The sequence below is a fragment of the Streptomyces sp. 2A115 genome (genome assembly GCF_052245575.1).
Taxonomy (GTDB): Bacteria; Actinomycetota; Actinomycetes; order Streptomycetales; family Streptomycetaceae; genus Streptomyces.
Map to the genome: position 1 here is coordinate 148,617 of NZ_JBQQCG010000010.1, position 26,493 is coordinate 175,109.

The 26,493-nt window shown below is 70.3% G+C and carries 25 protein-coding genes; 15 read left to right on the forward strand and 10 right to left on the reverse strand.

Annotated features, from left to right (window positions below; translation table 11 throughout):
- Positions 1-42: 42 nt before the first annotated feature.
- Positions 43-435 carry a hypothetical protein gene (locus tag ACTWQR_RS12015; RefSeq protein ID WP_443226979.1) on the forward strand — a complete coding sequence of 131 codons (393 nt, stop codon included), beginning with the start codon at positions 43-45 and terminating at the stop codon, positions 433-435.
- Positions 432-2,912 (forward strand): DUF4132 domain-containing protein, encoded by a 2,481-nt coding sequence (locus ACTWQR_RS12020; protein ID WP_443226980.1) that lies wholly within the window; start codon positions 432-434, stop codon positions 2,910-2,912. The genes ACTWQR_RS12015 and ACTWQR_RS12020 overlap by 4 nt, the downstream gene beginning before the upstream one ends.
- Before the next feature lie 14 nt (positions 2,913-2,926).
- On the opposite strand, the gene ACTWQR_RS12025 is transcribed toward ACTWQR_RS12020, so the two are convergent.
- From ACTWQR_RS12025 to ACTWQR_RS12055, 7 genes are all read right to left on the reverse strand, one after another.
- Entirely contained in the window at positions 2,927-3,754 is an 828-nt protein-coding gene (locus tag ACTWQR_RS12025) for a hypothetical protein (protein ID WP_443226981.1), read from the reverse strand.
- 180 nt (positions 3,755-3,934) lie between these two features.
- Entirely contained in the window at positions 3,935-4,444 is a 510-nt protein-coding gene (locus ACTWQR_RS12030) for a hypothetical protein (RefSeq protein WP_443226982.1), read from the reverse strand.
- 297 nt (positions 4,445-4,741) lie between these two features.
- Positions 4,742-5,521 (reverse strand): succinate dehydrogenase iron-sulfur subunit, encoded by a 780-nt coding sequence (locus ACTWQR_RS12035; protein ID WP_443226983.1) that lies wholly within the window; start codon positions 5,519-5,521, stop codon positions 4,742-4,744.
- Positions 5,521-7,278: a succinate dehydrogenase flavoprotein subunit gene (sdhA, locus tag ACTWQR_RS12040; protein ID WP_443226984.1), complete on the reverse strand. Its 1,758-nt coding sequence runs from the start codon at positions 7,276-7,278 to the stop codon at positions 5,521-5,523. Before sdhA ends, ACTWQR_RS12035 begins: the two co-directional genes overlap by 1 nt.
- Positions 7,279-7,297: 19 nt before the next feature.
- Positions 7,298-7,780: a succinate dehydrogenase hydrophobic membrane anchor subunit gene (locus ACTWQR_RS12045; RefSeq protein ID WP_443226985.1), complete on the reverse strand. Its 483-nt coding sequence runs from the start codon at positions 7,778-7,780 to the stop codon at positions 7,298-7,300.
- 5 nt (positions 7,781-7,785) lie between these two features.
- Positions 7,786-8,166 carry a succinate dehydrogenase, cytochrome b556 subunit gene (gene sdhC / locus ACTWQR_RS12050; RefSeq protein WP_443226986.1) on the reverse strand — a complete coding sequence of 127 codons (381 nt, stop codon included), beginning with the start codon at positions 8,164-8,166 and terminating at the stop codon, positions 7,786-7,788.
- A gap of 256 nt (positions 8,167-8,422) precedes the next feature.
- Positions 8,423-9,064, reverse strand: coding sequence for a 2-oxo-4-hydroxy-4-carboxy-5-ureidoimidazoline decarboxylase (locus tag ACTWQR_RS12055; protein WP_443226987.1), 642 nt, complete (start codon positions 9,062-9,064; stop codon positions 8,423-8,425).
- 183 nt (positions 9,065-9,247) lie between these two features.
- Here ACTWQR_RS12055 and ACTWQR_RS12060 point away from each other — a divergent pair, with 183 nt between their 5' ends.
- From ACTWQR_RS12060 to ACTWQR_RS12085, 6 genes are all read left to right on the forward strand, one after another.
- Positions 9,248-10,894, forward strand: a complete 1,647-nt coding sequence (locus ACTWQR_RS12060) for a beta-N-acetylhexosaminidase (RefSeq protein ID WP_443226988.1) — start codon at positions 9,248-9,250, stop codon at positions 10,892-10,894.
- 44 nt (positions 10,895-10,938) lie between these two features.
- Positions 10,939-11,169, forward strand: coding sequence for a FitA-like ribbon-helix-helix domain-containing protein (locus tag ACTWQR_RS12065; protein WP_443226989.1), 231 nt, complete (start codon positions 10,939-10,941; stop codon positions 11,167-11,169).
- On the forward strand, positions 11,166-11,612 hold the full coding sequence (locus tag ACTWQR_RS12070; RefSeq protein ID WP_443226990.1) for a type II toxin-antitoxin system VapC family toxin: 447 nt from the start codon (positions 11,166-11,168) through the stop codon (positions 11,610-11,612). The genes ACTWQR_RS12065 and ACTWQR_RS12070 overlap by 4 nt, the downstream gene beginning before the upstream one ends.
- A 167-nt stretch (positions 11,613-11,779) precedes the next feature.
- Complete coding sequence (locus ACTWQR_RS12075) at positions 11,780-12,295, forward strand: hypothetical protein (RefSeq protein WP_443226991.1); 516 nt, start codon at positions 11,780-11,782, stop codon at positions 12,293-12,295.
- A gap of 301 nt (positions 12,296-12,596) precedes the next feature.
- Positions 12,597-13,184, forward strand: coding sequence for a hypothetical protein (locus tag ACTWQR_RS12080; RefSeq protein WP_443226992.1), 588 nt, complete (start codon positions 12,597-12,599; stop codon positions 13,182-13,184).
- A gap of 131 nt (positions 13,185-13,315) precedes the next feature.
- Entirely contained in the window at positions 13,316-13,696 is a 381-nt protein-coding gene (locus tag ACTWQR_RS12085; protein ID WP_443226993.1) for a hypothetical protein, read from the forward strand.
- A gap of 124 nt (positions 13,697-13,820) precedes the next feature.
- Here the strand turns inward: ACTWQR_RS12085 and ACTWQR_RS12090 are convergent, their stop codons facing one another.
- Positions 13,821-16,508: an FG-GAP-like repeat-containing protein gene (locus ACTWQR_RS12090; RefSeq protein WP_443226994.1), complete on the reverse strand. Its 2,688-nt coding sequence runs from the start codon at positions 16,506-16,508 to the stop codon at positions 13,821-13,823.
- A 497-nt stretch (positions 16,509-17,005) separates the two neighbouring features.
- On the opposite strand from ACTWQR_RS12090, the gene ACTWQR_RS12095 reads away from it, so the two are divergent.
- From ACTWQR_RS12095 to ACTWQR_RS12115, 5 genes are all read left to right on the forward strand, one after another.
- Positions 17,006-17,485, forward strand: a complete 480-nt coding sequence (locus ACTWQR_RS12095) for a hypothetical protein (protein ID WP_443227026.1) — start codon at positions 17,006-17,008, stop codon at positions 17,483-17,485.
- Between the two features lie 106 nt (positions 17,486-17,591).
- Entirely contained in the window at positions 17,592-18,209 is a 618-nt protein-coding gene (locus ACTWQR_RS12100) for an RNA polymerase sigma factor (RefSeq protein WP_443226995.1), read from the forward strand.
- Between the two features lie 42 nt (positions 18,210-18,251).
- Positions 18,252-19,076: a hypothetical protein gene (locus ACTWQR_RS12105; protein ID WP_443226996.1), complete on the forward strand. Its 825-nt coding sequence runs from the start codon at positions 18,252-18,254 to the stop codon at positions 19,074-19,076.
- 425 nt (positions 19,077-19,501) lie between these two features.
- Positions 19,502-20,176, forward strand: coding sequence for an RNA polymerase sigma factor (locus tag ACTWQR_RS12110; RefSeq protein ID WP_443226997.1), 675 nt, complete (start codon positions 19,502-19,504; stop codon positions 20,174-20,176).
- A complete protein-coding gene (locus ACTWQR_RS12115; protein ID WP_443226998.1) occupies positions 20,176-21,351 on the forward strand; it encodes a hypothetical protein in 1,176 nt (391 codons plus the stop codon). Before ACTWQR_RS12110 ends, ACTWQR_RS12115 begins: the two co-directional genes overlap by 1 nt.
- Before the next feature lie 221 nt (positions 21,352-21,572).
- Here ACTWQR_RS12115 and ACTWQR_RS12120 read toward each other — a convergent pair whose 3' ends face one another.
- Positions 21,573-22,409 carry a L,D-transpeptidase family protein gene (locus ACTWQR_RS12120; RefSeq protein WP_443226999.1) on the reverse strand — a complete coding sequence of 279 codons (837 nt, stop codon included), beginning with the start codon at positions 22,407-22,409 and terminating at the stop codon, positions 21,573-21,575.
- Positions 22,410-22,655: 246 nt separating this feature from the next.
- On the opposite strand from ACTWQR_RS12120, the gene ACTWQR_RS12125 reads away from it, so the two are divergent.
- Entirely contained in the window at positions 22,656-24,236 is a 1,581-nt protein-coding gene (locus ACTWQR_RS12125; protein ID WP_443227000.1) for an acyl-CoA mutase large subunit family protein, read from the forward strand.
- A gap of 9 nt (positions 24,237-24,245) precedes the next feature.
- Here the strand turns inward: ACTWQR_RS12125 and ACTWQR_RS12130 are convergent, their stop codons facing one another.
- Complete coding sequence (locus ACTWQR_RS12130) at positions 24,246-25,763, reverse strand: FAD-dependent oxidoreductase (protein WP_443227001.1); 1,518 nt, start codon at positions 25,761-25,763, stop codon at positions 24,246-24,248.
- Positions 25,764-25,849: 86 nt separating this feature from the next.
- Here ACTWQR_RS12130 and ACTWQR_RS12135 point away from each other — a divergent pair, with 86 nt between their 5' ends.
- Positions 25,850-26,491 (forward strand): TetR/AcrR family transcriptional regulator C-terminal domain-containing protein, encoded by a 642-nt coding sequence (locus tag ACTWQR_RS12135; protein ID WP_443227002.1) that lies wholly within the window; start codon positions 25,850-25,852, stop codon positions 26,489-26,491.
- Positions 26,492-26,493 lie beyond the last annotated feature (2 nt).

The window sequence follows — 26,493 nt, forward strand, 5'->3', positions numbered from 1 at the left end:
TGCGATGACTGATTGTCAGTGGTGGCTCGTACTGTCGACGGCATGGGAATGGTGACGTTCGTCGACGAGACGACAAGCGGGAACCGCGGTGCGGGCTGGGGGCTGGAGATCGCCGAGGAGCGGCTCGCGTTGCGTGAGTTGATCCGGCGGCGGGTCTTTCAGGAGGTCGCCGAGTACAACGCGCGTACGCCGCGGGTGTTCCAGGGGCTGGTGCAGCCGGAGGACGCCGAGCGGGTGCTGAACGGGTACGCGCTGCGGACGCCGCGGCGGATAGATCCCGAGGTGCAGAGCGAACTGGCGCTCAAGGCCTTTGCCGGGAACGGGTTTCTGGTGCTCGTGGGGGACCGGCAGGTCACCGATCCCGACGAGGAGATCGAGTTGGTGCTGGGCACCGAGGTCACGTTTCTGAAGCTCGTCGCGCTGGTGGGGGGATGACGGTGCCGGACATCTACGCGTTCGCGGACCGGATCCGGCGCCTGGCCGCCGAAGGCGATGCGGCGGAGATCGCCGGTCCGGTGCTGAAGGCCGCCGCGACCAATCATCACTACTGGGGCGGTGCCTGGGTCGGGATCGTCGATTTCCTGAGCGAACTTCCCCTGGAGGATCGCGGGCGCCTCGCGGATGCCCTGGCCGGGCGGTATCACTCCGCCGGGGCGGGGCCGGTCACCCGGCGCCATGTGCTGACGCTGATCGGCATCATTTCCCGGGACCTCCCTGGCGACCCGCTCGCCGAGGAGCGGCTGAAGGAGCTCGACGCCCTCGGCAGACAGCACTCCTACTGGTACGCGGCGCGGTTCGACGTCCTGGCCGAGGCCGAACTCGCGGCGGGCCGCCCTCTCGCGCCGCCCGTCGTGGCCGTCTTCCGCCGAGCGGCCATGGAAGTCTCCCGCTCCAACTCCCTCAGCGCGCTGGCCAAGAAGCTCACCGAACCCGTCCTCAACGTCGGCGAGGAGTGGGCCGAGCGCGCCATCGCGGAGACCACCGGTCCTGACGGTGCTTGGCGCGCCCTGCTCGCCCACGCCACGACGGCCACGGCCTCCAAACCCACGGCCAAGTGGGACAAGGCCGGCCGCGCCCTGATCGACACCATCGGTGCGGACCGGGTCCGGGGCACGGTGCTGCCCTGGCTCGCCCTCGTCGGCCGCGACCGTACGTTCCCGTTGGAGCAGGGGGAGTACGAGCCGGACGTGAACCACGCCTACGACCCCTACAACGCCAACGCCCTGCGCGGCCTCACCTGGCTGCTCTCCCTTCTGCCGGCCCACCCCGACACGGCCAGGGCACTCGGTGCGCTCGTCGAGACCTCCCTCAAGAAGGTCTCGGGACTTGGCCCCCGCAACCCGAAAGTCGCCAACGCGGGAGTCGTCGCGCTCTCCAGGGTCGAGAGTGGGGCAGCCCTCGCCGAACTCGCCCGGCTGGCCACCCGGGTCACGTACAAGAACACGGCGAAGCTGCTGGACGGTGCGCTGGAGGCGCGCGCCACCGCCCTCGGCCTGGGCCGCGAGGAGATCGAGGAGCTCGCCGTCCCGGCGTACGGGCTCACCGAGGTCGGCCACGCCCGCCACCAGCTCGGCGAGGTCACCGCCCTCCTCGACGTTCAGGGCTCAAGAGCAGTGCTGAGCTGGCGCAATGCAACCGGCGCAGCCGTCAAGAGCGTGCCGGCCGTCGTGAAGCGGGACCACGCCGACGAGCTCAGAGAGCTCAAGGCGGCGGCCAAGGACATCGACAAGATGCTGTCGGCCCAGAGCGAGCGGCTCGACCGGCAGTTCCTCGCCCGGCGCAGCTGGACGTACGACGCCTGGCGCGAGCGCTACCTCGACCACCCACTGGTGGGGACCCTCGCTCGACGGCTCCTCTGGACCGTCGGCGGTACGCCCGTGGGGTTCGCCGACGGCGAGCTGCGCACCCTCAGCGACGACCGGGTCGACACGGGCACCAGCTCCGAAGTCGAGCTCTGGCACCCCGTCGGACGCGAACCCGCCGAGATCGTGGCCTGGCGCGACTGGCTGGAGCGGCACGCGATCACCCAGCCGTTCAAGCAGGCCCACCGCGAGGTGTACCTGCTGACCGACGCCGAGCGCACCACTGGCACGTACTCGAACCGATTCGCGGCGCACATCCTGCGCCAGCATCAGTTCAACTCCCTTGCCGCAAACAGAGGTTGGCGCAACAAGCTTCGCCTGTGCGTCGACGACGAGGCCCCGCCCGCGAGCCGCGAGCTGCCGCGGTGGGGGTTGCGCGCCGAGTACTGGATCGAGGGCGACGGGGAGGCCTACGGCGAGGACACCACCGACTCCGGCAGCTATCTGCGGCTGCGCACCGATCAGGTCCGCTTCTACCCGATCGACGCCCCGCCGAACTCCGCGCACTGCTGCGGCGGCGAGTACAGAATGTGGCTGCGGAATGGAGAGGACCCCGTCGAGCCGCTGCCCCTCACCGAGATCCCGCCCCTCGTCCTCTCCGAAGTCCTGCGTGACGTCGACCTGTTCGTGGGCGTCGCGAGTGTCGGCAACGACCCGACCTGGCAGGACGGAGGCCCCGGCGGCCGCTTCCAGGAGTACTGGACGTCGTACGGATTCGGGGAGCTGAACCAGAGCGCCGAGACCCGCCGGGTGCTGCTCGACCGGCTGATCCCTCGGCTGGCGATAGCCGACCGCTGCACCCTGGAGGGCCGCTTCCTGCACGTGAAGGGCGAGCGCCACACGTACAAGATCCACCTCGGCTCGGGCAACATCCTCATGAGCCCGAACGACCAGTACCTGTGCATCGTCCCGAAGGCGAACCCCGCCACCCCGCAGAGCGGCTACCTCCCCTACGAGGGCGACCGCACCCTCGCGGTCATCCTGAGCAAGGCGACGATGCTCGCCAAGGACACGGAGATCACGGACCCGACGATCCTCAGCCAGCTGTAGGGGACGTCAGGGTGTCAGGACTCGCAGCCGCCCACCCGCCGGGTGCTCAGAGCGATGTCGTCCAGCCGCATGTCGTAGGAGGAAGGGGTGGGGTCGGACTGGTAGAGCTGCCAGCCCAGCTTGAGCTTGTCGAAGGTGGGGAAGACGAAGTCGTCCGCCGTGCCGCCGTGCTGCTTCGTGGAGACGGTCAGGTCGGACTGCTCGACGCCGTCCAGGTAGACGGTGACCCGGTTGTCGGTGGCGTCGAGGTGGAACTCGACGCACTGCCACTTCGCGGCGGCGGCCGGGGCGGAGGTCTTCCAGGCGGTCCAGTCGCCGGTGGGGCCCAGGTCGGAGCCGACGCCCCAGAAGTTGCCCTTGTCGGTCGGGGCGTACTGGCCGCCCAGCGGACGGACCAGCGTGGGGGAGTCGGAGCCGGAGGCCTCCGCGATGGTCCAGTGTGCCCAGTCGGGGGCGGTCGGGAAGGCGTCGACGCGCAGGCGCATACGGGCCCAGTAGCTGTTGCCGGGCGGCGCGAGGTCCGAGAAGGCGAGGAAGGCGCGGCCGTTGCCCTCGGTGTGGACGCGGAGTTCGCGGCCGGGTTCGCCGGAGGTGCTGGGCTCGACGGTCAGCGTGCCGTTGGAGGTGTCGGTGGTCCAGCCGCGGCCCGCGCTGATCGCACCGAGGGGGAGCCGGTCGAAGCTCTCTCGTACGAACGTTCCGTGTGGGGCGGTTCCGTAGGGCGCCGTTCCGTGGGGCGCCGTTCCCTGCGGGGCGGGCGTCGCCGAGGCGGTGGGGGGTATCGCGAGCAGCACGGCCGCCGTGGCGGACAGTGCGGCGGCGGCTTTCCTCAGGAGGGGCATGCGATCAGTCTGCAACGTGAGTCCCATCAGTCACAGTGGTCACACACCATCTGGGCTGATCAACTCCTCAACCATGTCTCGATCAGCCCGAGTTGAGTCAGTCACGACGGCACCGATGGCCGGGCACGCCAGTGCCGCCGGTAAAGCGGACGACCGGGAGCCCTGCACAGTGACTCTTCGTCACATGCTGCTCAGCGACCGTGCGTAGTTGATCTGACCCATGACTGCAGGGAATGTCTGCGGGCCGTGGGCCGGGATCATCGTCTGGTGGTGTCGGCCCGCGCTCGTCACGGTGACCTGGATATAGCCCGTGGTCTTCTTCTCCTTCATCAGGAGGAAGAGCAGGCCGAGAAGGCAGAAGATGAAGAAGACGATCGCGAGCACGATGGCATGCGTCGGCATCTTCTCCTCGGTGTGCGACATATCGGTGGCGTTCCACACCGCGCCGCGCAGGGGGAGGTTGCCGGCCGGGGTGATGATCTGGTCGTTCATCACCATGATGTCCCCGATGGCTATCAGCGGGGCCCCGCCAATGGGGGCCGGAGCTCCCGGCTGTTGCGGGAAGCCGTATCCCTGGCCGGAGTTGGGGTATCCGTAGCCGGAGGCTCCCGGCGCCCCCGAGGGCTGCGTGGGGCCCCAATGGTTCTCCGGGCCCCCGGCTCCGCTCGCGTACGGATTCGGCTCGGTCATGCTGTCGTCCCCCGTTTGCCGCCTGTGTTGGATCAGGCACCTCATCCTGCCAGCTCTCGCGTCGGCCGGTGTGAAGGATCCATGAGGGTGATCCGTGAGGGTGATCCGTGGTGAGTGGCCCGTGGTGATGAACACGTGGCGATGAGTCGGTGGTGACGAATCCGCGGCCGCCTCCTCATGGCGAGAGGCCGCCCCTCCCGCCACCGGGAGGAACGGCCTCTCACACAGCCTCGTGCCTTCCGTCAGACGTCCGCCGGAAGTGCGCCGGAAGTCCGTCAGAAGCCCGCCAGACGTCCGTCAGAAACGGCGCGTGATCAGCGCCCGCTTCACTTCCTGGATCGCCTTCGTGACCTCGATACCGCGCGGGCAGGCGTCCGTGCAGTTGAACGTGGTGCGGCAACGCCACACGCCGTCCTTGTCGTTGAGGATCTCCAGCCGCTGCTCGCCCGCCTCGTCACGCGAGTCGAAGATGAAGCGGTGGGCGTTCACGATCGCGGCCGGGCCGAAGTACTGGCCGTCGTTCCAGAACACCGGGCACGAGGACGTGCAGGCGGCGCAGAGGATGCACTTCGTCGTGTCGTCGAAGCGCTCGCGGTCCTCGGCGGTCTGGAAGCGCTCGCGCGTCGGCTCGTTGGTGTCCTTCGTGATGAGGAAGGGCATCACGTCGCGGTACGCCTGGAAGAACGGCTCCATGTCCACGACCAGGTCCTTCAGGACCGTCAGGCCCTTGATGGGCTCGACCGTGATGGGCTTCTCAGGGTTGATGTCCTTGATCAGCGTCTTGCAGGCGAGACGGTTCCTGCCGTTGATCCGCATGGCGTCCGAGCCGCAGATGCCGTGCGCGCAGGACCGGCGGAACGTCAACGAGCCGTCCATGTCCCACTTGATCTTGTGCAGGGCGTCGAGGACACGCTCCTTGGGGTCGATCTCCAGCTGGAAGTCTTCCCAGGTCGCCTCGGCCGAGACCTCGGAGTTGAAGCGGCGGATGCGGAACGTGGCGGTGATGTACGGCGAGTCGGCGAAGCCGGCCTCCGGCTCGCCGGCGCTGTCCGCCTTGTCCAGGGTGGGAGTTGCCATCAGTACTTACGCTCCATCGGCTGGTAGCGGGTCTGGACGACCGGCTTGTAGTCGAGTCGGATGGACTCGGTGCCGTCGTCGCCGACCTCGCGGTACGCCATGGTGTGGCGCATGAAGTTGATGTCGTCGCGGTTCGGGTAGTCCTCGCGGTAGTGACCGCCCCGCGACTCCTTGCGGGCGAGCGCCGACACGGCCATGACCTCGGCCAGGTCGAGCAGGTTGCCCAGCTCGACGGCCTCCAGGAGGTCGGTGTTGAACCGCCGGCCCTTGTCCTGGATGGACACGTTCAGGTAGCGCTCGCGCAGCTCGGCGATCTTCTCGACCGCCGTCTTGATCGTCTGCTCGGTGCGGAACACCATCACGTTGGCGTCCATGCACTCCTGCAGTTCCCGGCGGATGTCGGCCACCCGCTCGTTGCCCGTGGAGCTGCGCAGCCGCTCGACCTGGGCCACGACCAGCGAGGCCGGGTCCTCGGGCAGCTCGACATGCGAGGCGACCGTCGCCGAGTACTCCGCGGCGGCGATACCCGCGCGCTTTCCGAACACGTTGATGTCGAGGAGCGAGTTGGTGCCGAGACGGTTCGCGCCGTGCACGGACACGCAGGCGACCTCGCCGGCCGCGTACAGGCCCGGGACGACCGTCGTGTTGTCGCGCAGCACCTCACCCTGGACGTTCGTCGGAATGCCGCCCATGGCGTAGTGCGCGGTGGGCTGGATCGGGATCGGGTCCGTGTACGGCTCGATGCCGAGGTACGTACGGGCGAACTCGGTGATGTCCGGGAGCTTGGCGTCGAGCTGCTCCGGCGGGAGGTGCGTGAGGTCGAGGTAGACGTGGTCGCCCTCGGGGCCGCAGCCACGGCCCTCGCGGATCTCCGTGTAGATGGAGCGGGACACCACGTCTCGCGACGCGAGGTCCTTCATGACCGGCGCGTACTTCTCCATGAAGCGCTCGCCGTCCTTGTTGCGGAGGATGCCGCCCTCACCGCGGGCGCCCTCCGTCAGCAGGATGCCCATGCGCCAGATGCCGGTCGGGTGGAACTGGAAGAACTCCATGTCCTCCAGCGGCAGCCCGCGCCGGTAGACAGCCGCCTGGCCGTCACCCGTCAGCGTGTGCGCGTTGGACGTCACCTTGAAGAACTTGCCGGTGCCGCCGGACGCGTAGATCACGGCCTTCGCCTGGAAGACGTGGATCTCGCCGGTCGCCAGCTCGTACGCGACCACGCCCGCCGAGTGCTTGACGCCGTCGACCTCGGTGATCAGCTGGTCGAGGACGTAGAACTCGTTGAAGAACTCCACGCCCTCCTTGACGCAGTTCTGGTACAGCGTCTGGAGGATCATGTGGCCGGTGCGGTCGGCCGCGTAGCAGGAGCGGCGGACGGGCGCCTCGCCGTGGTTCCGGCTGTGACCGCCGAAGCGGCGCTGGTCGATCGTCCCGTTGGGTGTCCGGTTGAAGGGAAGGCCCATCTTCTCCAGGTCGAGGACCGAGTCGATGGCCTCCTTCGCCAGGATCTCGGCGGCGTCCTGGTCGACCAGGTAGTCACCGCCCTTGACGGTGTCGAAGGTGTGCCACTCCCAGTTGTCCTCCTCCACGTTGGCCAGCGCGGCGGCCATACCGCCCTGCGCGGCGCCCGTGTGGGAGCGGGTGGGGTAGAGCTTCGTCAGTACGGCGGTACGGCTGCGCTTCGTCGACTCGATGGCCGCGCGCATGCCGGCGCCGCCCGCGCCGACGATGACGGTGTCGTACTTGTGGATCTTCATGAGTCTCGTAGCCCCGGATCTAGCGGATGTTCGGGTCGAAGGTGAAGATCACCAGCGTGCCCAGCAGGATGGTGAACACGGTGGCCGTGTAGAGCAGGCCCTTGAGCCACAGCCGGGTGTTCGCGCGCTCCGCGTAGTCGTTGATGACCGTGCGCAGTCCGTTGGCGCCGTGCAGCATCGCCAGCCACAGCATGGCGAGGTCCCAGGTCTGCCAGAACGGGGACGCCCAGCGGCCCGCCACGAAGGCGAAGCCGATCTTGGAGACGCCGCCGTCGAGGACGAGCTGGATCAGCAGGTGGCCGATGACCAGGACGACCAGGACGATGCCGGACAGGCGCATGAACACCCAGCCGTACAGCTCGAAGTTGCCGCGGGTGGACTTCGGGGTCTTCTTCGTCCGCTGCCGGGGGGCCTCGATCAGGGGCGCCGGGTTGTCGACGTCGTAGAGGGACTCGCCCTCGACGGGGCCGATGCCGGCGGCGGTCTTCTCAGTGGTGGACATCTGCGTCAGCTCCCGAATACTTCACGAGCGGCGTGGCCGAGGACGGGGTACAGGGCCCCGATCATCAGCACGACCCAGATGCCGACCACGGTCCAGAGCATCTGCTTCTGGTAGCGCGGGCCCTTCGACCAGAAGTCGACGGCGATCACACGCAGCCCGTTGAGCGCGTGGAAGAGGATGGCGGCGACGAGGCCGTACTCCAGCAGCGCGACGAGCGGCGTCTTGTAGGTGGCTACGACGTCGTCGTAGTCCTCGGGAGAGACACGCACGAGAGCGGTGTCCAGCACGTGTACGAACAGGAAGAAGAAGATGAGGACGCCGGTGACTCGATGAGCCACCCATGACCACATTCCTTCCCGGCCGCGGTACAGCGTTCCAGCCGGCACGGAAGAACCCTCCGGGAGCGGGGATTGGGGCCGCGCCGGCTTCTGTGTCGGTCGGGCCCGGCCGGGTACGGTCCACCGGCCCTGGCCATCGTAGCGACGTGCTGTCGGAACGTTTACAGGGGGCCTACCCGATGTGATCAAACAGGCAATCAATGAGGCTCGGACGGGCTATAGGGGAGCGGCTACTGGGGTGAGGGTTTGTCTGGTATGCCGGGTGCGGGTTTGTCGGTGGCTGGTCGCGCGGTTCCCCGCGCCCCTATGGGGTGCCCGAGTGGGTCAGGCGGGTCAGGCGGCCCCTTGCCAGGCGGCGGAGTTCCTCCGCCGTGAGGACGCGCTCCTCCTCCGGATCGTTTGTCAATCGTGATCGGATGCCTGCCAGGACCTGGTCCAGGGCCTCTGCCGGGGCGAAGTCGTCCACGCAGATCACGAATACATGGCCGAAGCGACTCTCGTACGCGGCGTGGGCGGCGCTGAGGGCCGTGTGGGCCGCGGAGTACGCGCCGTCCGGGAGGAGGGTGAGGGACTCGCAGGCCAGCGCCTCGGCGAGGTCGCCGGACGTCAGGTCGTACGCCGCCTCGTCGGCCGCGGCGATGAGTGAGTCCAGGTCCGGGTAGGGGCGGTGCGCGGCGACCCGGCGGGCCCAGCGGTAGCTGCCGCAGCAGGTGAGCAGGGCGCGCTCGGCCTCGTCGGCGGGCAGGGTGTTGAACCGCTCCAGGCCGGTGGGACGGGATTCGGCGGGACGCGATGCCGATCGGGTCTGTGCCGGTGGCTCAGGCTGCTCCGGCAGGGCGACGACCTGGCCGGGGAGGCGGAAAGGGCGGTGCGCTGGCAGCGTGGGTTCCTCGGCGGTTCGGTGACGCCTCGAGTGGGCGCCACGCGTGGTTCGGTGGGGGGTCAAGTGAAAGATGCGTCGTCACGCTATCGAGACTTGACGTGACCTGTCCGACGGATGCCCGAATTTCACCCGCAAGGGAGAGTTTCGGAGCGTGTGGTGGACGGCGGAGGGAGCGTCGGGGCCGTAGGTTCGCTGCGGCCGTAGGTTCACAGCGGAGGTGCAGCGTATGCAGGTGGGTGGTCTGTGGTGAACGGACGTAGGCGCCGGGCGCCGGAGTCGGAACCGCGGTGGTCGGGCCGACGGTCCCTGCTGGTCGGCGCGGGTCTGGCGGTCGCGGCGGGGGTCGGGCTGGCGGTCGGGCTCTGGCCGAGCGGTGACGACGGCGCGCCGGCGGGCCGTCGGTCCTCGGACGGGACGACCGCCGCGTCATCGAGGGTGTCCCCGTCCCCGAGTCCGTCACCCAGTCGTACGTACCCGCTGTCGAAGGCGCCTCGGACGATCCCGGCCGTACGTGACCACACGCCGGCCCGCGGGCCGGGCTGGCGCCCCCAGAAGGGCGGGCGCGTGCTCGTGGACGACGCGGAGCTGGCGGACGAAGGGCGGCTGCTCGCCGGGGAACTGGGGCTGACGTACGCGGGCTCGGGCGACGCGCGCGCCGGTGACGTACGGCTGGACCTCACCGGCGAGGACGCGAACGCGGAGTCGTACACGCTGACCGTGAAGGACGGGCGGGTGCGGATCAGCGGTACCGCCGAGGCGGGCGTCTTCTACGGGACGCGCACGCTCAAGCAGGAGGTGCGCGGGGACGACACGGCGCCCGAGGGAGTCGTACGCGACTCGCCCGCCAAGCCGCGGCGCGGGTTCATGCTGGACATCGCGCGCAAGCACTTCACGGCCGGGTGGATCGAGGACCGGATCCGCGAGCTGGGGGATCTGAAGTTCAACGAGCTCGGGCTGCACTTCTCCGACGACCAGGGCTTCCGGATCGCCTCGGACTCGCATCCCGAGGTCGTGTCGAAGGAACGGCTGACAAAGGCACAGGTGCGCCGCATCCTCCACCTCGCGGCGAGCCGGCACATCACCGTCGTGCCCGAGATCGACTCGCCGGGCCACCTCGGCGCGGTGATCGCCGCGCACCCGGAGCTCCAACTGCGCAACACGCAGGGCGTCGCCACGAGGGGCGCGATCGACATCTCCAAGCCCGCGGCGGCGGACATCGTGGACGACCTGCTGAAGGAGTACGCGGGCCTCTTCCCCGGGCGCCACTGGCATCTCGGTGGCGACGAGTACCAGGCGCTTACGGTGTCGAACCCCGAGGCCTCGTATCCGCAGCTGGCCACCGCCGCGACGAACGCGTACGGACCGGGTGCCGGGATCGCTGATCTGGCGACGGGGTGGCTCAATGACCGGGCCGACGTGTTGCGCCGGTCCGACCGGACGCTGCGGGCCTGGAACGACGGGTTCTTCCGCGGAGGTGTCGTCCAGGCCGACGACGACATCGAGGTCGCGTACTGGACGGGCAAGGAGATCGGCGCGCGGCAGCCGGACGAGTATCTGCGGTCGGGGCGTGAGCTGGTCAACTACAACGACGAGTACCTCTACTACGTGCTCGGGCAGCCCAACCAGTTCTTCTACCCGACCGGGCAGCGCATCTACGAGCAGTGGACCCCGCTCGTCGTCCGCGGTACGACGCCGGTGTCCCGGGAGTACGACGACCAGATCCTCGGCGGCTCCTTCGCCGTCTGGTGCGACCTCGCGGGCTCGCAGACCCAGGACCAGGTGGCGGCGGGCATCCGGATGCCGCTGCGGGCGCTGACGCAGAAGCTGTGGGATCCGCGGAAGCCGGGCTCGTCGTGGGCCGAGTTCAGGGAGCTTGCGGGGCGGCTGGGCTGAGGCGAGTGCTAGCAGAATGCTGGCGTTGCGACTAAAATGGCTGCATGGCGACTCTGTACGTGAGGGATCTGTCCGAGGAAGCGCTGACCGAGCTGAAGATAAGGGCGGCCAGAAACAGGCAGTCCTTGCAGGCGTATGCGCGAACCCTGCTGGAGCAGGAGGCCGCCACGCCGTCGCTGGAGGACGTGCTGGAGCGTATCCGTGAGCGTGCCACCGCGCGTCTGTCCACCGCTGAGGTGCTGCGGGACATCGACGAAGGGCGGCGCCACGAGTGATCGTCGTCGATGCCGGAGCGCTGGTCATGCTCGTGGCCGACGCGGGACCGGTCGGCGAACGGGTGCGTGAACGCGTCACCGGAGAGCGGCTTCTGGCTCCGTACCTGGTCGACGTGGAGGTCGCCTCGGCGCTGCTCGGCAGGCACCGGGGAGGGAAGCTGAGCGACGCCCAGCTGGATGATGCCCTCGCCGAGTTCGCGGCACTGCCGATCCGGCGGTCGGAGCACGTCCCGTTCCTGGCGCGGGTCCGGGAGCTGAGGCCGAACCTGACCGCGTACGACGCGACGTACGTGGCCGTCGCCGAGGGGTTCGCGGTCCCGCTGGTCACCAGTGACGGCCGGATCAAGGACGGTGCCCGGGTCGCCGGGGCGAAGTGCGCCGTCGAGGTCATCAATGAGAACACGGTGGGCGCCGCCGACGGGGCCAGAACGTTTCCCGCGTGACGACGGGCAGGCGGGCAGGGCGGGCAGGACGGGCGGGACGAAAAAGCCCGTCGCGGGCCCCCCGCCGTTCCCGCGTAGTTGGGGCGGCTTGACCATTTCGGTGGCGAACTGCCGTGCGACTGTGATGTATTCGCCGCGGGCCGAACCGATACACAGGGGGGAGCGGGATGGGCTACTGGGGATATTTCGTTGTGGGGAAAAGCGAATTGCCTCTCGCGGAACTGGAGGCGCTGTCCGGAGCGTCGGGCATGACCCTGCACGAGCGGGCGGACGACGGCTGGCAGGTGTGGGAGTACCCCAACTCCCCCGACGGCGCCACGGGTGACGTCGGGAACATGAATGCCCTGGCGGAGGAGACGGGCGCGCCGGCACTCTTCGGGTACGTCATGGACAGCGAATGCGTGGTCGTCGAGGCGGCCGCGCCGGAGAGCGGCGCGTGGACGACGTGCCTGGCACGGGACGCGATGGCTGGATACCTCGGCGGGAACGAGGACGGGCTGACCGTCGACGACTTCTTCCTGGAGCCGCACGACGCCGTCAAGCGGGCCATCGCCTGGGCCGCCGAGTCGGGCCGCACCGTGACCGAGGAACCACTTTTGGAAGTGCTCACCGCCGACGCGGACCCTTCCGCCGAGATGCTGTTCTTCCGGTTGCTGGACCGGATCGGGGTCGTGCCCATGTAGAGGGTCAGGCAGAAGTCCATGCAGAGGGCCGGACCGAGATCCATGCGGAGGCCCGGGCGGAGATCCATGCAGAGGCCCGGGCGGGGATCCACGCGGAGGCCCGGGCGGAGATCCATGCAGAGGGCCCAGGCAGGCCCAGACAGAGAGTCACTCAGAAGGGCAGTCAGATGACCACGGAGACGCCCGGGTAGGTACCCGTGTAGATTTCGGCCATCTCGCAGTGTGACGTTCCGGCCACAGTGCACGCAGTAAGGGGAAGTGCGGGCTCCGTATTCAGAGGAGCCCCACCGAAGGAGGCGTGATGAGCCTGGTGGAACTGATCGCTCAGGCCGACGAGCGCGGTCTGGCGGCCAGCGGTCTGGCGTGCCTGGACCGGTGCGTGCCCCTGTTGGGCGGTGACGACGAGATCCTGCGGCCGCTGTGGGCGAGCCTCGCCGAGGACGACAGAGACGGCGAGTGGGGCGCGGACTGGGGCGAGCGCGTCGAGCAGGCGCGCGCGAAGGTCGCCACGCCGGAGATTCCGGAGGGGGACGCGTCCGCCGAGGGCGAGGCCGCCGTGCTCGCGCACCGCATGCTCGGCGCGGTCCCCGTGGAGCGGTCCGCCGCGAAGCTCCGCGAGTGGGCCGACGCCTGCTCGGTCGCCGCGCTCCAGATCCACCGGCTCCTCGACGCCGCCGCCGACGGCGCCTCCTCGGTGACGTCCCGCCGCGAGGGCCGTACGCAGGACATGTCGCCCCTCGTCGCCGCCGAGTTGCGTCGCCAGGTCGCCATCCTGGAACTGCTGTCGGCCCACGGTCCGGCCGGCCTGCGCCAGGCACTGGACCTGTCGACCGAGGGGCGGCGCGTCCTGCGCGCGGTCGTGTCGCGACGGGCGCGCGGGCGGGTCTGAGCGTTTCCCTGTGACCGTGCGGTGAGCGTCCCGCGGGTGCGCTGCGCGGGCCCTGCGACAGTCTTGCGCCGGTCCGGCGTACCCACCCGCTTCGGCGTGACGAATCCCGTCAGGGCGGCGCTCTTGCGAGTGTGAACGCACAGTGGACAACCAGGCCCCCGGCTGCGGCGAAGCCCCTCCGGTGGGCGGCGGACGCGATCACGACGATGCGGGAAGGAGCCCGGCTCCGGCTCGACCACTCGGTGCAGAGTCTGTGGAGCGTCGACCGGACGATCGAGCAGATACGCCGGGACGGAGCCCCGTACGCCGCCGTCGAGACCGTGCTGCGCGGCTTCGGGGCGTACGCGGGTGAGGTGATCGCCCGTCACACCGGCGCCGAGTGGCTGGAGACGGGCGGCGAACTGGTGCTGCGTACGCCCGACGGCCGGCTCTGGGACCCGCGGGCGGAGGCACGGCGCTGCTTCGAGGGGGACGGGTCGCTGCGGCTGCTGTGCCGCGAAGCGATGAGGTGAGGCGGTCCGGACGCGGAGGCATGAAGGGTGGGAAAGGCAGAAAAGGCGGGAAAGGTAGTACGAAGGAGGCCGGGGCCCTGTTCTCACAGGGCCCCGGCCTCCTTCGTACAGCGTGCTGCGGTGGCTACGGGGCCAGGAACTGGCCCAGGCCCGCGCGGGTCGGCGTACCCAGCTGGGTGACGCCGTAGTACGCCGACTTGGCGACCGCGACGCCCGTGGCGGTGCTCGGCAGATACAGCAGCGTGCCGTTGCCCGTGTCCTCGCCCTCGGCGCCGATGAGCAGGTGGGCGCGGCCATGGCCGGAGTAGTCCGCCAGGGAGACGGCGGAGCCCAGCTTGTCGTCCTTCTCCGTGGAGCCGGCGATGCCGGTCGTGTCCTGGGAGTAGGACAGCGAACCGGTACCGGTGAGGCCGGTCGAGGTGCCCTTGAAGAGCCAGACCGAGCCCGCGTTGGCCTGGTTGGCGCCGCTGCGGGTGATGTCCTCGTTCGGAGCGCCGGCGAGGACGTCCGCGTATCCGTCGGCGTTGTGGTCGCCGGCGGAGACCGACCAGCCCAGCGCGTCGCCCGACTCGGCGGCGCCGGCGACACCCGTGGTGTCCTGGTGGATGGTCGTCATCCCGGCGGTGGTGAAGCCGGTCGACGTGCCCGGCACCATGGTGACCTGACCGCCCGCCTTGGCACCGGACTCCGAGGTGTAGGGCTGGCCGATGACGATGTCGTCGTAGCCGTTGCCGTTCACGTCGCCCGCGGCGATGGAGCGGCCGCCCTTCACGGAGATCGTGGACACCTTCGACAGGCCCAGCGCCTTTGAGCCCTTGAACCAGGTGACCTTGCCGACGCCGGACTGGTCTCGGTAGTTGAGGGCCACGTCCGCGTAGCCGTCCCGGTTGAAGTCACCGGTCGTGGCGTCCGCGTACGCGAGGCCCCCGGAGGTGGTGGTGATGTCGCCCGCGACCTCGTGGCCGTCGTTGAATCGGGCCGCCCAGTTGCCGCCGGTTCCGGTGGCGGCGGTGAAGACGTCCGCCTTGCCGTCGGCGTTGAAGTCGCCCACCGTGACCGTCGCGCCGAACCTCGCGCCGCTCATGGTGTAGTCGTCACCGAGCGCCATGGTGTCGGCGTCGGCGTCGAACTTCGGGCCGTACAGGATCGTCACCGCGCCGCGGTCCGCGTGACCGGAGCCGTCGTCCTCGCCGGGCGCGCCGACCGCGAGGTCCGCGTAACCGTCGGCGTTGATGTCGCCCCACGCCGTGGCCGCGCCCCAGCTGTCGCCCGTCTCGGAGACTCCCGGGACGCCCGCGCTGGACTGGGTGAGCCGCACCTTGCCCGTCGAGACGGGGCCGTTCAGGCCGCCGGGCACGATGACGACGTTTCCGACGCCGCTCGACGCCTTGGGCACGCCGGCGACGACGTCGCCGATGCCGTCACGGTTGAAGTCGGCCGTCGGGATCGCGGCGTTCTTGCCGGGACTGGAGGCGTACCGGCGGACCTCGCTCAGCTTCGAGTAGAGGTTCTTGCCGGGGCACACGGTGGCGAAGCCGTCGCGGTGGCCGGAGATCGTGTTGAGCGTGGCCTGCTCGCCCGCCTTCCACACACCCGTGTCGGCGCCGGCGGTCAGCGTGACCTGGCCGCTCGGGTCGCCCCCGTACTGGCCCAGCTTCCACGCGGCGACACGCGCCACGGACTCCAGGGCGGCCCGGGTCGGCCTGCCCGCGGGCTTCGCCGGAGTGGTGGCGGTGGCGGCGGCGCCTTCGAAGTCACCGAGGACGGCGATGCCCGCCGAGTCGCCGTTGAAGCCGTACGTGTGGGCGCCGCGCACCGGCAGGTCCATGCCGCCCGCGCGACCCTCGAAGATCCGGCCGCACTTGTCGACCAGGAAGTTGTAGCCGAGGTCGTTCCACTCCTTGGACTGCACGTGGAACGCCATGATGCCGCGCACCAGCGCCGGGGACTCCGCGCAGCTGTAGTCGTTCGTACCGACCGTGTGGTGGACGAAGACCGCGCTGACCTTCTCGATGTACTCCGGCGGGTCCTCGACCGTCGACTCGGCGGCGCCCCACTGGGCGCGGGTGATGACGGGCGGCTTCGTCACGGTGGACGGCGGCGCGGTCGGGACCGGGTCCGGTTCCGGCGGCGCCGGCGGGGAGGCGGATGTCGACGTGCTCTCGGTGGGGGCCGCCGGAGGGCTGGACGCGGGGGCCGTGCTCGTGGACTCCGTCGGGGAAGGGGAACCCGAGGCCGGGGTCGTGGAGTCCGTCGGAGTCGCGGAACCGGTCGGGTCCTCGGCGACGAAGGCGGCGTTCTCCATCGAGGTGCCCGTGACCGTACCGAGCGCCTTGTTCTTCGCCTCGGCGGCGGTCACGCCCGGGTCGACGAGGCTGAGCTCGAGTCCCTTGGGCAGACCGGCACTCGCGGAACCGTCGGCGGCGACGACGCGTGCCTCGACGCCGTCGCTCGGCCCCACCCACAGCGGATCGGACGCGCCACGGGCCTCCTTGGCGTCCGGCTCGGCCTTGTCGACCGGTTCCGCCTCCAGGTCCAGGTTCTGCCAGCCGGTCCACTTGCCCGTCTCGCTGTCGCGCGTCCGCACCTGGGCGGTGCCGTCCAGCACGGTCTTCGAGCCGGTCCAGGAGACGCCGAGCAGCGAGAACGGCTCGGTGCCGGTCCGCTCGACCTCACGCCTGCCCGTGCCGTCGCTCTTCATCGTGAGCTCGTGCACCTTCACGGGCCGCTTGCTCCGCGCGGTGTCCACGGCCGGGTCCGCACTCGGGTTCGCGACGGCGTACGTCACCGCGCCCGCCCCGCCCAGAACCACGGCCCCAATCGTCAGCCACGCTCTCCGCTTCAGACTCAGCGGCTTGTACGCATGGGTTGTCCGGCGACTCAAATACCCCACCCCTAGGAAAGCCTCACAAAAAACCCACCCGTCACAGGGTGGCTTCTAATTCAGCGTCATGGTGGATTCAAACATCACCCAACAGAGGTGTGCTGTACGTCACTTCAGGGCCGGTCAGACGAGCGGGAAGCGTAGATGGTTGTACGGGTTTCGGCGGCTCGGTGCATGACCTTTGTCACTCGGGTGCCGTGTGATGTTCCGGCCCCTCTCTCCGCTTGGTCTAGCGGACGGGCCGTGCTCTCGCGGTCCGGACGTGACCGAACGAGGGGGCGGAAGCGGTGGCGAGGACGAGTGCGAGGGCGGGTGTGAGGGCGGGTGTGACGGCCCCGGCCAGGACGGTTCCCGCGCGGGCCGAATCACGAACGCTGACCGAATCACGACCGCGGACCGAACTGCGCTTGCCCGCCGAACCGGGGATGCCTGCCCAGCTGGGGACGCCCGCCGAACTGCGAACTGCGACCGAACTGCGTATGCGGCGGCACGCGGCGGAGTTCGTACGGGACGTCACGGCGCGCAACCGACTGCCGCTGGACTACTCCGTCGCGAGCCTGCGGGTCGTCGACTTCATCGTCGACGGCCTGCGCAAGGGCGGCCGGGACCGCGCGACCGTACGGCACGCGCTGTTCGGACTCGGGGTCTACGCCGGTGAGGTGCTCGTCCGGCGGGCCGGTGCCGTGTGGGTCGAATGCGACGAGGGCCAGCGTGAGTTGTTCGGGCAGCCGGTGGGCGTACGGATGCCGGACGGTCGGGTGTGGAATCCGTTGGGCAAGGTCGTGAAGCGGTTCGAGGCGGGGGAGCGGGAGTCCCTGCGGACGTTCTATCTGCAGCTGCACGGGCGGGCGCGGGCGGGCCTGCCGGGGGGTGCGGAGAAAGGTGTCACCCCTGACGGCCTGTGACACTTCTGTGGCGTCCGGCGCAGAGCGGCTTGAGGACACGCGTGCACGGCAATCTGTGGCGCGTGGTGCGGATTCGGTAACTAACTCGGTGCGAACGAGGACAGTGTTGGGCCAGCGAGGGGAACCCCGCCGCGGACAGGCGTCCGACGGCGAACTGGGCGTGGCCGTCGGACGGGCCCAGGAGGGGGACGAGGTCGCCTTCGCGGTCGCGTACCGGATCGTGCAGCCCGGGTTGCTCGGGTATCTGCGCGGGCTGGTCGGCGACGAGGCGGAGGACGTGGCGTCGGACGCGTGGCTGGAGATCTCCCGGGACCTGGGGCGGTTCCGCGGTGACGGAGCGGGGTTTCGCGGCTGGACCGCGACCATCGCCCGCCACCGGGCGCTCGATCATCTGCGGCGGCAGAAAGTACGGCCGCGCGCGTCGGCGCTCGAGCAGGACATGCTCGAACTGCCCGGCACGCACAACACGCACGAACAGGCCCTGGAGGCCCTCTCCACGGAGTACGCCCTCGAACTGGTCGCACGGCTCCCGCGTGACCAGGCCGAAGCCGTGCTGCTGCGCGTCGTCGTGGGCCTCGACGGCCCCGCCGCCGCGCGTGTTCTCGGCAAGCGCCCCGGCGCGGTACGTACCGCCGCGTACCGGGGTCTGAAGCGCCTGGCCCGCGAGCTCGGCGTGGAGGGTGTGACGGATGACGGCCCCCGGACGCTGGGGGAGTCGAGATGAACGGCAAGCAGTCTCTGGGCGGCGGCGAGAGTGGATTCGGACATGCCTGAACGACACGGCCCCGACGGCCGGCCGAACGGCCATGCCCCGGGTGCCTCTCCTGGTGCTCCTTCTGGTGCTTCTTCCGGTCGTGCGCCGCAGCCGACCGCCCTCGACGCCCTCCTCGCCGCCGCCGTACGTGCCGACGCGATCGACCCCGAGGCCGAAGGGCGTGCCCTCGCCGCCTTTCGGGCGGCTCGGGACGAAGGGCTGCTCGGGGCCCAGGCGCATACCCGGCGGCGGGACGACTGGCGGCCGGAGAAGGCACGGCGGAGTGCGTGGTCGTTGCGGGCGACGCTGGCCGCGTTGCTGGCCAGCGTGACGCTCGGCGGGGTCGCGGTCGCGGCCATCGGGTCGGGCGGAGGGGCGGAGGACGAGCGGCGAGGCCCGCAGCAGACGAGCAGTGCTCCGGATCGGGCCCCGCGGGACGCCGTGGCCACCTCGGCGCCCGGTTCGTCCGCTTCGGGCCGGGGTGAGGGCCCCTCCGACCGGCCCTCGTCCGCGCAGGACACCGAGGCGCAGTGCCGCGCGTACGACTCCGTCAAGGGCCGCGGCCAGGCTCTCGACGCGACCGCCTGGCAGCGCCTGGTGCGGGCCGCGGGCGGCGAGGAGAACGTCGAGAAGTACTGCGCCGAGCAGTTGACCGAGAAGCCGGGCCAGACCGACCCCGAGGTGGGAAACCCGGAGGTGGGTAACCCCGAGGCAGGTAACCCCGAGGTGGGTAAGCCGAGCACTTCGGCCAAGCCGAGTGCGTCTGCCAGGCCGAGTGCTTCGGCCAAGCCGTCGGAGGCTCCCGGCATGGGCTCCACGCAGAACAACGCCCGTTGACAACACGCGTTGGCAACACCTGTTGACAACGTCTGTTGACGAGTCCGGCGGCGCCGGCGGCATCGGCCGCTCCGACCCTGCTGATCCCGCTGACCTCCGCCGATGGCAACGGCCGAGGCCGCCACCCCCCACAGGAGAGGCCCCGGCCGTCGCGCGGCACGGGCCGCGCGGCGGCCCGTACTTCCTACAGCGTCACGCGTGCGTTTTGTGTCACACCCCACGCCGCTTCCGGGGCCGGAACGAGATGGTTGCCCGCTCTACTGACATGGACGGGGAGCGCTTTCAGGCCGTAACGTGCCATTCGCGCCGGACTGCGGCGGAGCGCTACACCCACGCTCCACGACCGCAACCATCAATTGAGCAACCACGACGGCGAGAACCCGGTCCGCGAGAGCGGTGCCGGTTTAGGCGCAAAGAGGGGCGCGGTGCTGGGGGACGACGCGGAGCTGACCACCGCGGTGCTTGCGGCGCAGGACGGAGACGAGACCGCGTTCCGGACTGTGTACCGAGCCGTGCATCCACGGCTTCTGGGGTACGTACGGACGCTGGTCGGCGACCCGGACGCCGAGGACGTCACGTCCGAGGCGTGGCTGCAGATAGCCCGGGATCTCGAACGGTTCAGCGGGGACGCCGACCGGTTCCGCGGCTGGGCCGCCCGGATCGCCCGCAACCGCGCGCTCGACCACATACGGATGCGCGGCCGCCGCCCGGCGATAGGCGGCGACGAGGCCGAGCTCACCGGCAAGGCGGCCGAGTCCGACACCGCCGGTGAGGCCATCGAGGCCCTCTCCACCGGCGACACGCTCTCCCTCATCGCCCAGCTCCCGCAGGATCAGGCGGAGGCCGTGGTGCTGCGCGTCGTCGTCGGCCTCGACGCGAAGACCGCCGCGGAGACCCTGGGCAAGCGCCCGGGCGCCGTCCGCACGGCGGCGCACCGCGGTCTGAAGCGGCTCGCGGAGCTGCTCGGCGCGGATCCGGAATCAGTCGGCTCCCTGAGCTCGGTACCCCCACAACGCCCCCCGCACAGAGAACCGCGCACCCGCGCGGTGTCGTCCGCCGGTGTGACGCATACGTGTTCGCGGACGCAGAAGGACATGTGATGGCCGATGAGCAGTACAAGTGGTTGGACCGCGACGCGGCGGAACGACTGCTGCGAGGTGAGGCGCTCGAAACCGCCGACGCCGACACCCGCGACCAGGCCGACCGACTCGCCGAAGTACTGGGCGCGCTGACCGGCGAACCCACGCCGACCAACGACGAACTCCCTGGTGAGGCCGCCGCTTTGGCCGCCTTCCGCAAGGCGCGCACCGGCGGGTACGGCGAGCAGGCCGACGTCGGCCGCCGGGCCCGTACGCGCTCCGCGGCCACGTCCTCCCCGTCTTCCGTGTCCTCCGTGTCCTCCTCCTCCGAAGCGGACCTCATCCACCTCGGCCGTTCCCCCGCGGGCCGTCGCCGCCTCTCCCGCTGGGCCCGCCCGGTGCGCTACGGGCTGGCCGCCGCGCTGGCCGCCGGGATGATCGGCGGGGTCTCCGTGGCCGGGACCTCCGGCGTACTGCCGTTCGGAGGCGACGAACCGGAATCCGGCTCCACCGCGACGGCCGCCGTCACGCCGGACCGCCCGCTCCTCTCGCCGTCTCCCAAGGAGACGCCGGACGGCGGCGCCGACGCTCCGACGCCCGACGGCGGCACCGGAGGCCAGAGCGGCGAGGGTTCCTCCTCACGCGACGAGGCGCGCGGCGGCACGGGCCCGGGCAAGCGCCCCGGCTCCGACGGCGCCCGGCCGCAGAAGCGCTCCGAGCAGTGGTGGAACGGGGTCACCTCCGCCTGCCGCGACTACCGCGACGGCAAGAACCTGGACTCCGGCCGCAGGCGCAATCTGGAGGACGCGGCGAACGGCGCCGACATGAGCAAGTACTGCACGGCCATCCTGGGGAACGGGGGCGGCAGCGGCTCCGCGGACGCCCGGGAGGGCCAGGGAACCGGCCAGAACGGTTCCTCCGGTCAGGACGGGTTCGGCCAGGACAACACCGCCAAGGACGGCCAGGGCAACGACGACGAGGACGGCGACAGCCACCACGTCCGCCCGGGCCCGGGCACACACCGGGGCGGCGACGGCAAGGGCCACAACGGCGGCGGGCGTGCCGACCGCACGACCTTCACCCCGGCCCGGCCATGGGCGACACCGGCGCCTGCTCCAGCCCCGGCATCTGCTCCGGCACCGGGCCCGGACGCCAACGCCCGGCCCGCCGAGTCCACGTCTTCGTCACCTGCCTGACCTGCGACTTCGTGCCATCGTTCGGCCCGTCGCTCAGCTCCTGCCGTCCGGGTGTGACGTTTTCAGCCGTCCCAACGCAGTACTAAGCGAGCCGACTGGTCATCGGCCGACGCACGGAGCCGGGGTTCCCCCCGTACTCGCGGCTCTGTGCACAGTGGCGCGGGCGGGACACGTTCCCCCGGTCCCGCCCGCGCCCACGAACTCTCCGCGCCGCACGGCCGTCACCAGTAGACGACGACCTTGTCGCCGCTGCGCACCTGGGAGAACAGCGCCGCGATCTTCCCCTCGTCCCGTACGTTCACGCAGCCGTGCGAGGCGCCGTTGTACCCCGTGGCCGCGAAGTCCGATGAGTAGTGGACCGCCTGGCCGCCGCTGAAGAACATCGCGTACGGCATGGGCGTGTCGTAGAGCGTCGACACATGGTGGCGCGACTTGAAGCTGACGTTGAAGACACCCTCCCGGGTGGGCGTGTACTGCGAGCCGAAGCGCACGTCCATCGTCGAGACCGTCCGGCCGTCGACCATCCAGCGCAGGGTGCGGCTCGTCTTGCTGACGCACAGCACCCGGCCCGTCATACAACGCGGGTCCGGCTTCGCTGCCTGCTGGCCGCCCGACGCGTACAGCTCCCACTTGCCCGGTTCGCGCGTCATCCTCAGCAGCCGCTGCCAGGTCACGGAGTCCGTTCTCCCGGTCTTCGGCAGCCCCCGCTTCCCCTGAAAGCCCTTGACCGCGGTGACCGTCGAGGAGTCGTACGTCCCGGTCGGCCCCTCGAAGAGCCAGGCGACCTGACGCAGCCGGGCCTGCACCTCGCGTACGTCCCTGCCTTTGTCGCCCTTCGACCACAGCACCTTGGGCGTGGGTACGGGCGCGCGCGTCTCGGCGGGCTTCGAGGGCACCGCGGGCGCCGAGGGCTTGGCGTCGTCCGGGGCGCGGCTCGGCGCCGGCGACGTACGGGCCGGCGTCTCGGCGGGCGTACCCACCGCCTGGACGGTGCAGGCGCTCACCGCGGCGAGCGCCGCCACCGCCGCGACTGATCTCCACATGACGGTTGTACGCATCCGGACCCCCCGTTGCTCACCGATCCCCGATGTGCCCTGGCGGCACCCGAGACGTGCCTTGGTGCCCCATGAGATGTTTCCCGCGCGTGCCTGGTTGCGAACTACGGGGCATTGTTGTGAGCGGGGTCTCATCCAGGCTGTGAGCAAGCTCCCAGCCTGGGGCTCTCCACCGGCCGCACGGCCGCCGCTACAGTCCGTGGCGAGGGTCGGTCCGTACCAACGAGTCACTCAGCGGGAGGCACAACCATGGCGCGCGAGTCGGAGTCGGGACTGCCCATCGAGCCGGTATACGGGCCGGACTCGCTGGAGGGCTGGGACCCGGCGGACAAGCTGGGTGAGCCGGGCCAGTACCCCTACACGCGCGGCGTCTACCCGTCGATGTACACGGGCCGTCCCTGGACGATGCGGCAGTACGCCGGTTTCGGCACCGCCGTGGAGTCCAACGCCCGCTACAAGCAGCTCATCGCCAACGGCACGATGGGCCTGTCCGTCGCCTTCGACCTGCCGACCCAGATGGGCCACGACAGCGATGCTCCGATCGCGTCGGGCGAGGTCGGCAAGGTCGGTGTCGCCATCGACTCGATCGACGACATGCGGCTGCTGTTCGGGGGCATTCCCCTGGACAAGGTGTCCACGTCGATGACCATCAACGCGCCGGCCGCGCTCCTCCTGCTGATGTACCAGCTCGTCGGCGAAGAACAGGGCGTGGCGGCCGGGCAGTTGACGGGCACGATCCAGAACGACGTCCTCAAGGAGTACATCGCGCGCGGGACGTACATCTTCCCGCCCAAGCCCTCCCTCCGCCTGATCGCGGACATCTTCAAGTACTGCCAGACCGAGATCCCGAAGTGGAACACCATCTCGATCTCCGGCTATCACATGGCCGAGGCGGGGGCTTCTCCGGCGCAGGAGATCGCGTTCACGCTGGCGGACGGCATCGAGTACGTGCGCACGGCGGTCGCGGCCGGGATGGACGTGGACGACTTCGCGCCCCGCCTCTCCTTCTTCTTCGTCTCCCGCACGACGATCCTCGAAGAGGTCGCCAAGTTCCGCGCGGCGCGCAGGATTTGGGCGCGGGTGATGAAGGACGAGTTCGGCGCGAAGAACCCGAAGTCGCTGATGCTGCGGTTCCACACGCAGACGGCGGGCGTCCAGCTGACGGCGCAGCAGCCGGAGGTGAACCTGGTGCGGGTCGCCGTCCAGGGCCTGGCGGCGGTGCTCGGCGGCACGCAGTCGTTGCACACGAACTCCTTCGACGAGGCGATCGCGCTCCCGACGGACAAGTCGGCCCGCCTTGCGCTGCGTACGCAGCAGGTGCTGGCGTACGAGACGGACGTGACGGCGACGGTCGACCCGTTCGCGGGCTCCTACGTCATCGAGAAGATGACCGACGACGTGGAAGCGGCGGCCATTGAACTCATGGCCAAGGTCGAGGACTTGGGCGGCGCGGTCAACGCCATCGAGCACGGCTTCCAGAAGGGCGAGATCGAGCGCAGCGCGTACCGCATCGCCCAGGAGACCGACTCCGGCGAGCGCGTCGTGGTCGGCGTCAACCGCTACCAGCTCGACGAGGAGGAGCCGTACGAACCCCTTCGCGTCGACCCGGCCATCGAGGCCCAGCAGGCGGAACGCCTCGCCAAGCTCCGCGCCGAGCGGGACCAGGGGGCGGTGGACGCGGCGCTGGCAGCCATGAAGAAGGCGGCGGAGGGAGAGGACAACGTGCTCTACCCGATGAAGGACGCGCTGCGGGCTCGGGCGACTGTGGGCGAGGTGTGCAATACGTTGCGGGAGGTTTGGGGGGCTTACGTGCCTACGGATGCCTTCTGACCTGGGCAGTTACTCCGTATGGGTGATCGTGGGCGGAATCGGCCCGGCCTGGGCGACGCCCACTCGGGCCGCGTACGCCACCAGCCCCTCCGCCGTACGGCCCGCCCACCCGACGTGACCGTCGGGCCGTACGAGAAACACCCCGGTCCCGTACGCCTCGTACGACGGAATCCGGACGGTGGGGACGGAGAGCGTCGGCAGGCGCTCCTCCGTGCCGACCGTCAGCAGCGTCCAGTGCGGCCCCCGGAACGCGTCGAAGAGGCGTATCCCGTGTGCGCCGTGTACCTCGTGTGCGCCGCCGCCCACGCCGCCACTGATGCCGTCCGGTGCGCGGTCGCCGGCGTGGAGTGCGTCCTCCGGCAGGCCCTCCCGGGTCTCGACCGCCAGCGAGCAGCCCCGGTAGCCGAGTCCGAGCTGCTGCGTGGCCGCGCCGCGCCTGACCTCGCCCCGGTGGACCCGGGTGGACAGACCGAGCATCTCGGCGGCGACGGGCAGCCGTTCCTCCTCGTACGAGTCGAGGAGGGACTCGGGAGCCGCGCCGCGCAGGACAGCACCGAGCTTCCAGCCCAGGTTGTAGGCATCTTGGATGCTGGTGTTCAGGCCCTGCCCGCCCGCCGGTGAGTGGACGTGTGCCGCGTCGCCCGCGAGGAAGATCCGGCCCTCCCGGAACCGGTCCGCCATCGCCGCTCGCGGCCGGAAGTCGGAGGCCCAGCGCACCTCGGTCACGTCGTCAGGGGCGAGGTGGGTCCGCGTGGCGACCAGCTTCCGTATGCCGTCGAGGGAGAGGTCCGGCTCGGTGGCCGGGTCCTCGAAGCCGCCGACCAAGTTGCCGACCAGCTGGAAGTCGTCCGTGTGCGGCAGCGGGCAGATCGTCAGGAAGCCCTGGCCGTCGGCGGGCGGGAAGACGTGCCAGTTGTCGCGGTCGAGGCCGGTCACGCGGATGTCGGCGACCAGGGTCGGACTCGGGTCCACGGTCTCCCCGGTCATGCCGATGCCGAGCGCGCGGCGCACGGCCGAGCGGCCGCCGTCGGCGGCGACGGCGTAGCGGGCGCGGACCGGGGGACCCGAGGCGAATGACGCGGTCACGCCGTCCGCGTCCTGCGCGATCCCCACGAGCTCCCGTCCGAAGTCGATGCCCCCGCCCAGCTCCTCCAGGCGCGCGAGCAGGATCTCCTGCGTCCGCCACTGAGGCACCATCCACGGGCCGCCCGCGTACGGCTCCGCCTCCGTCGCCACGGTCTCGTCGAACATCCGGTGTTCGCCCCGGCGCTTCCCGTCCTGCCAGATCATCCCGACGGGGTACGTGCCGCCCGCCGCCCGTATCCCGTCCAGCACACCGAGGTCGTCGAAGACCTCCATGGTCCGCGGCTGGATCCCCTTGCCCCGCGAGCCCGGGAAGAGCCCGTCGGATCGTTCCACGACGACCGCCCGAACGCCGCGCCGGGCGAGGTCGGCGGCGAGTGCGAGGCCGGTGGGCCCGGCTCCCACAACCAGTACAGCAAGCTCCTTAACGCCGTTAAGTTCCATGCGCCGAGAATCCCCTTAACGGGGTTAAGCTGTCAAGGGGAAGCGCAGGAGGAAGCCAGGCGGAAACCGCCGGATAGGGTGCGGACGTGGCTGCCGGAAAGATCGACCGTGCGCGCGTGGCCGACACCGCGCTGCGACTGCTGAACGAGGTCGGCCTCGAAGGGCTCACCCTGCGGGCCATCGCCAAGGAACTGGACGTCAAAGCGCCCGCCCTGTACTGGCACTTCAAGGACAAGCAGGCGCTGCTCGACGAGATGGCGACGGAGATGTACCGGCGGATGGTCGCCGGTGTCCCGATCGCACCGGACGCCAACTGGCGGGAGCGGCTCCTGGCGGCCAACCGCGGCCTGCGCGCGGCGCTCCTCAGCTACCGGGACGGCGCCAAGGTCTTCAGCGGCTCCCGCTTCACGGGCACCGAGCACGCCGCCCAGATGGAGGAGAACCTGCGCACCTTCATGGACGCGGGGTTCACCCTCCAGCAGGCGGTACGCGCCACCACGACGGCGTACCTGTTCACGATCGGCTTCGTCACCGAGGAGCAGGGTGTGCGGCCCATGCCGGGGGAGCGCCGCGAGGGCTACGACATGACCGAACGCGCCGAGCTGCTGTCCGAGTTCCCCCTGTCGGCGGCCGCGGGCGCGGAGATCTTCGAGAGCTACGACGAGCACTTCGAAGAGGCGCTGTGGGTGCTGCTGACGGGGATCGAGACGCGTTACGGGATCAGCTAGCC

Bases quoted from the DNA above. Each gene is read 5' to 3' on its own strand.
- ACTWQR_RS12015 (WP_443226979.1), top strand. From the start codon at position 43: ATGGGAATGGTGACGTTCGTCGACGAGACGACAAGCGGGAACCGCGGT.
- ACTWQR_RS12020 (WP_443226980.1), top strand. From the start codon at position 432: ATGACGGTGCCGGACATCTACGCGTTCGCGGACCGGATCCGGCGCCTG.
- ACTWQR_RS12025 (WP_443226981.1), bottom strand. From the start codon at position 3,754: ATGCCCCTCCTGAGGAAAGCCGCCGCCGCACTGTCCGCCACGGCGGCC.
- ACTWQR_RS12030 (WP_443226982.1), bottom strand. From the start codon at position 4,444: ATGACCGAGCCGAATCCGTACGCGAGCGGAGCCGGGGGCCCGGAGAAC.
- ACTWQR_RS12035 (WP_443226983.1), bottom strand. From the start codon at position 5,521: ATGGCAACTCCCACCCTGGACAAGGCGGACAGCGCCGGCGAGCCGGAG.
- sdhA (WP_443226984.1), bottom strand. From the start codon at position 7,278: ATGAAGATCCACAAGTACGACACCGTCATCGTCGGCGCGGGCGGCGCC.
- ACTWQR_RS12045 (WP_443226985.1), bottom strand. From the start codon at position 7,780: ATGTCCACCACTGAGAAGACCGCCGCCGGCATCGGCCCCGTCGAGGGC.
- ACTWQR_RS12065 (WP_443226989.1), top strand. From the start codon at position 10,939: ATGGCGACTCTGTACGTGAGGGATCTGTCCGAGGAAGCGCTGACCGAG.
- ACTWQR_RS12075 (WP_443226991.1), top strand. From the start codon at position 11,780: ATGGGCTACTGGGGATATTTCGTTGTGGGGAAAAGCGAATTGCCTCTC.
- ACTWQR_RS12080 (WP_443226992.1), top strand. From the start codon at position 12,597: ATGAGCCTGGTGGAACTGATCGCTCAGGCCGACGAGCGCGGTCTGGCG.
- ACTWQR_RS12095 (WP_443227026.1), top strand. From the start codon at position 17,006: ATGCCTGCCCAGCTGGGGACGCCCGCCGAACTGCGAACTGCGACCGAA.
- ACTWQR_RS12105 (WP_443226996.1), top strand. From the start codon at position 18,252: ATGCCTGAACGACACGGCCCCGACGGCCGGCCGAACGGCCATGCCCCG.
- ACTWQR_RS12115 (WP_443226998.1), top strand. From the start codon at position 20,176: ATGGCCGATGAGCAGTACAAGTGGTTGGACCGCGACGCGGCGGAACGA.
- ACTWQR_RS12120 (WP_443226999.1), bottom strand. From the start codon at position 22,409: ATGCGTACAACCGTCATGTGGAGATCAGTCGCGGCGGTGGCGGCGCTC.
- ACTWQR_RS12125 (WP_443227000.1), top strand. From the start codon at position 22,656: ATGGCGCGCGAGTCGGAGTCGGGACTGCCCATCGAGCCGGTATACGGG.
- ACTWQR_RS12130 (WP_443227001.1), bottom strand. From the start codon at position 25,763: ATGGAACTTAACGGCGTTAAGGAGCTTGCTGTACTGGTTGTGGGAGCC.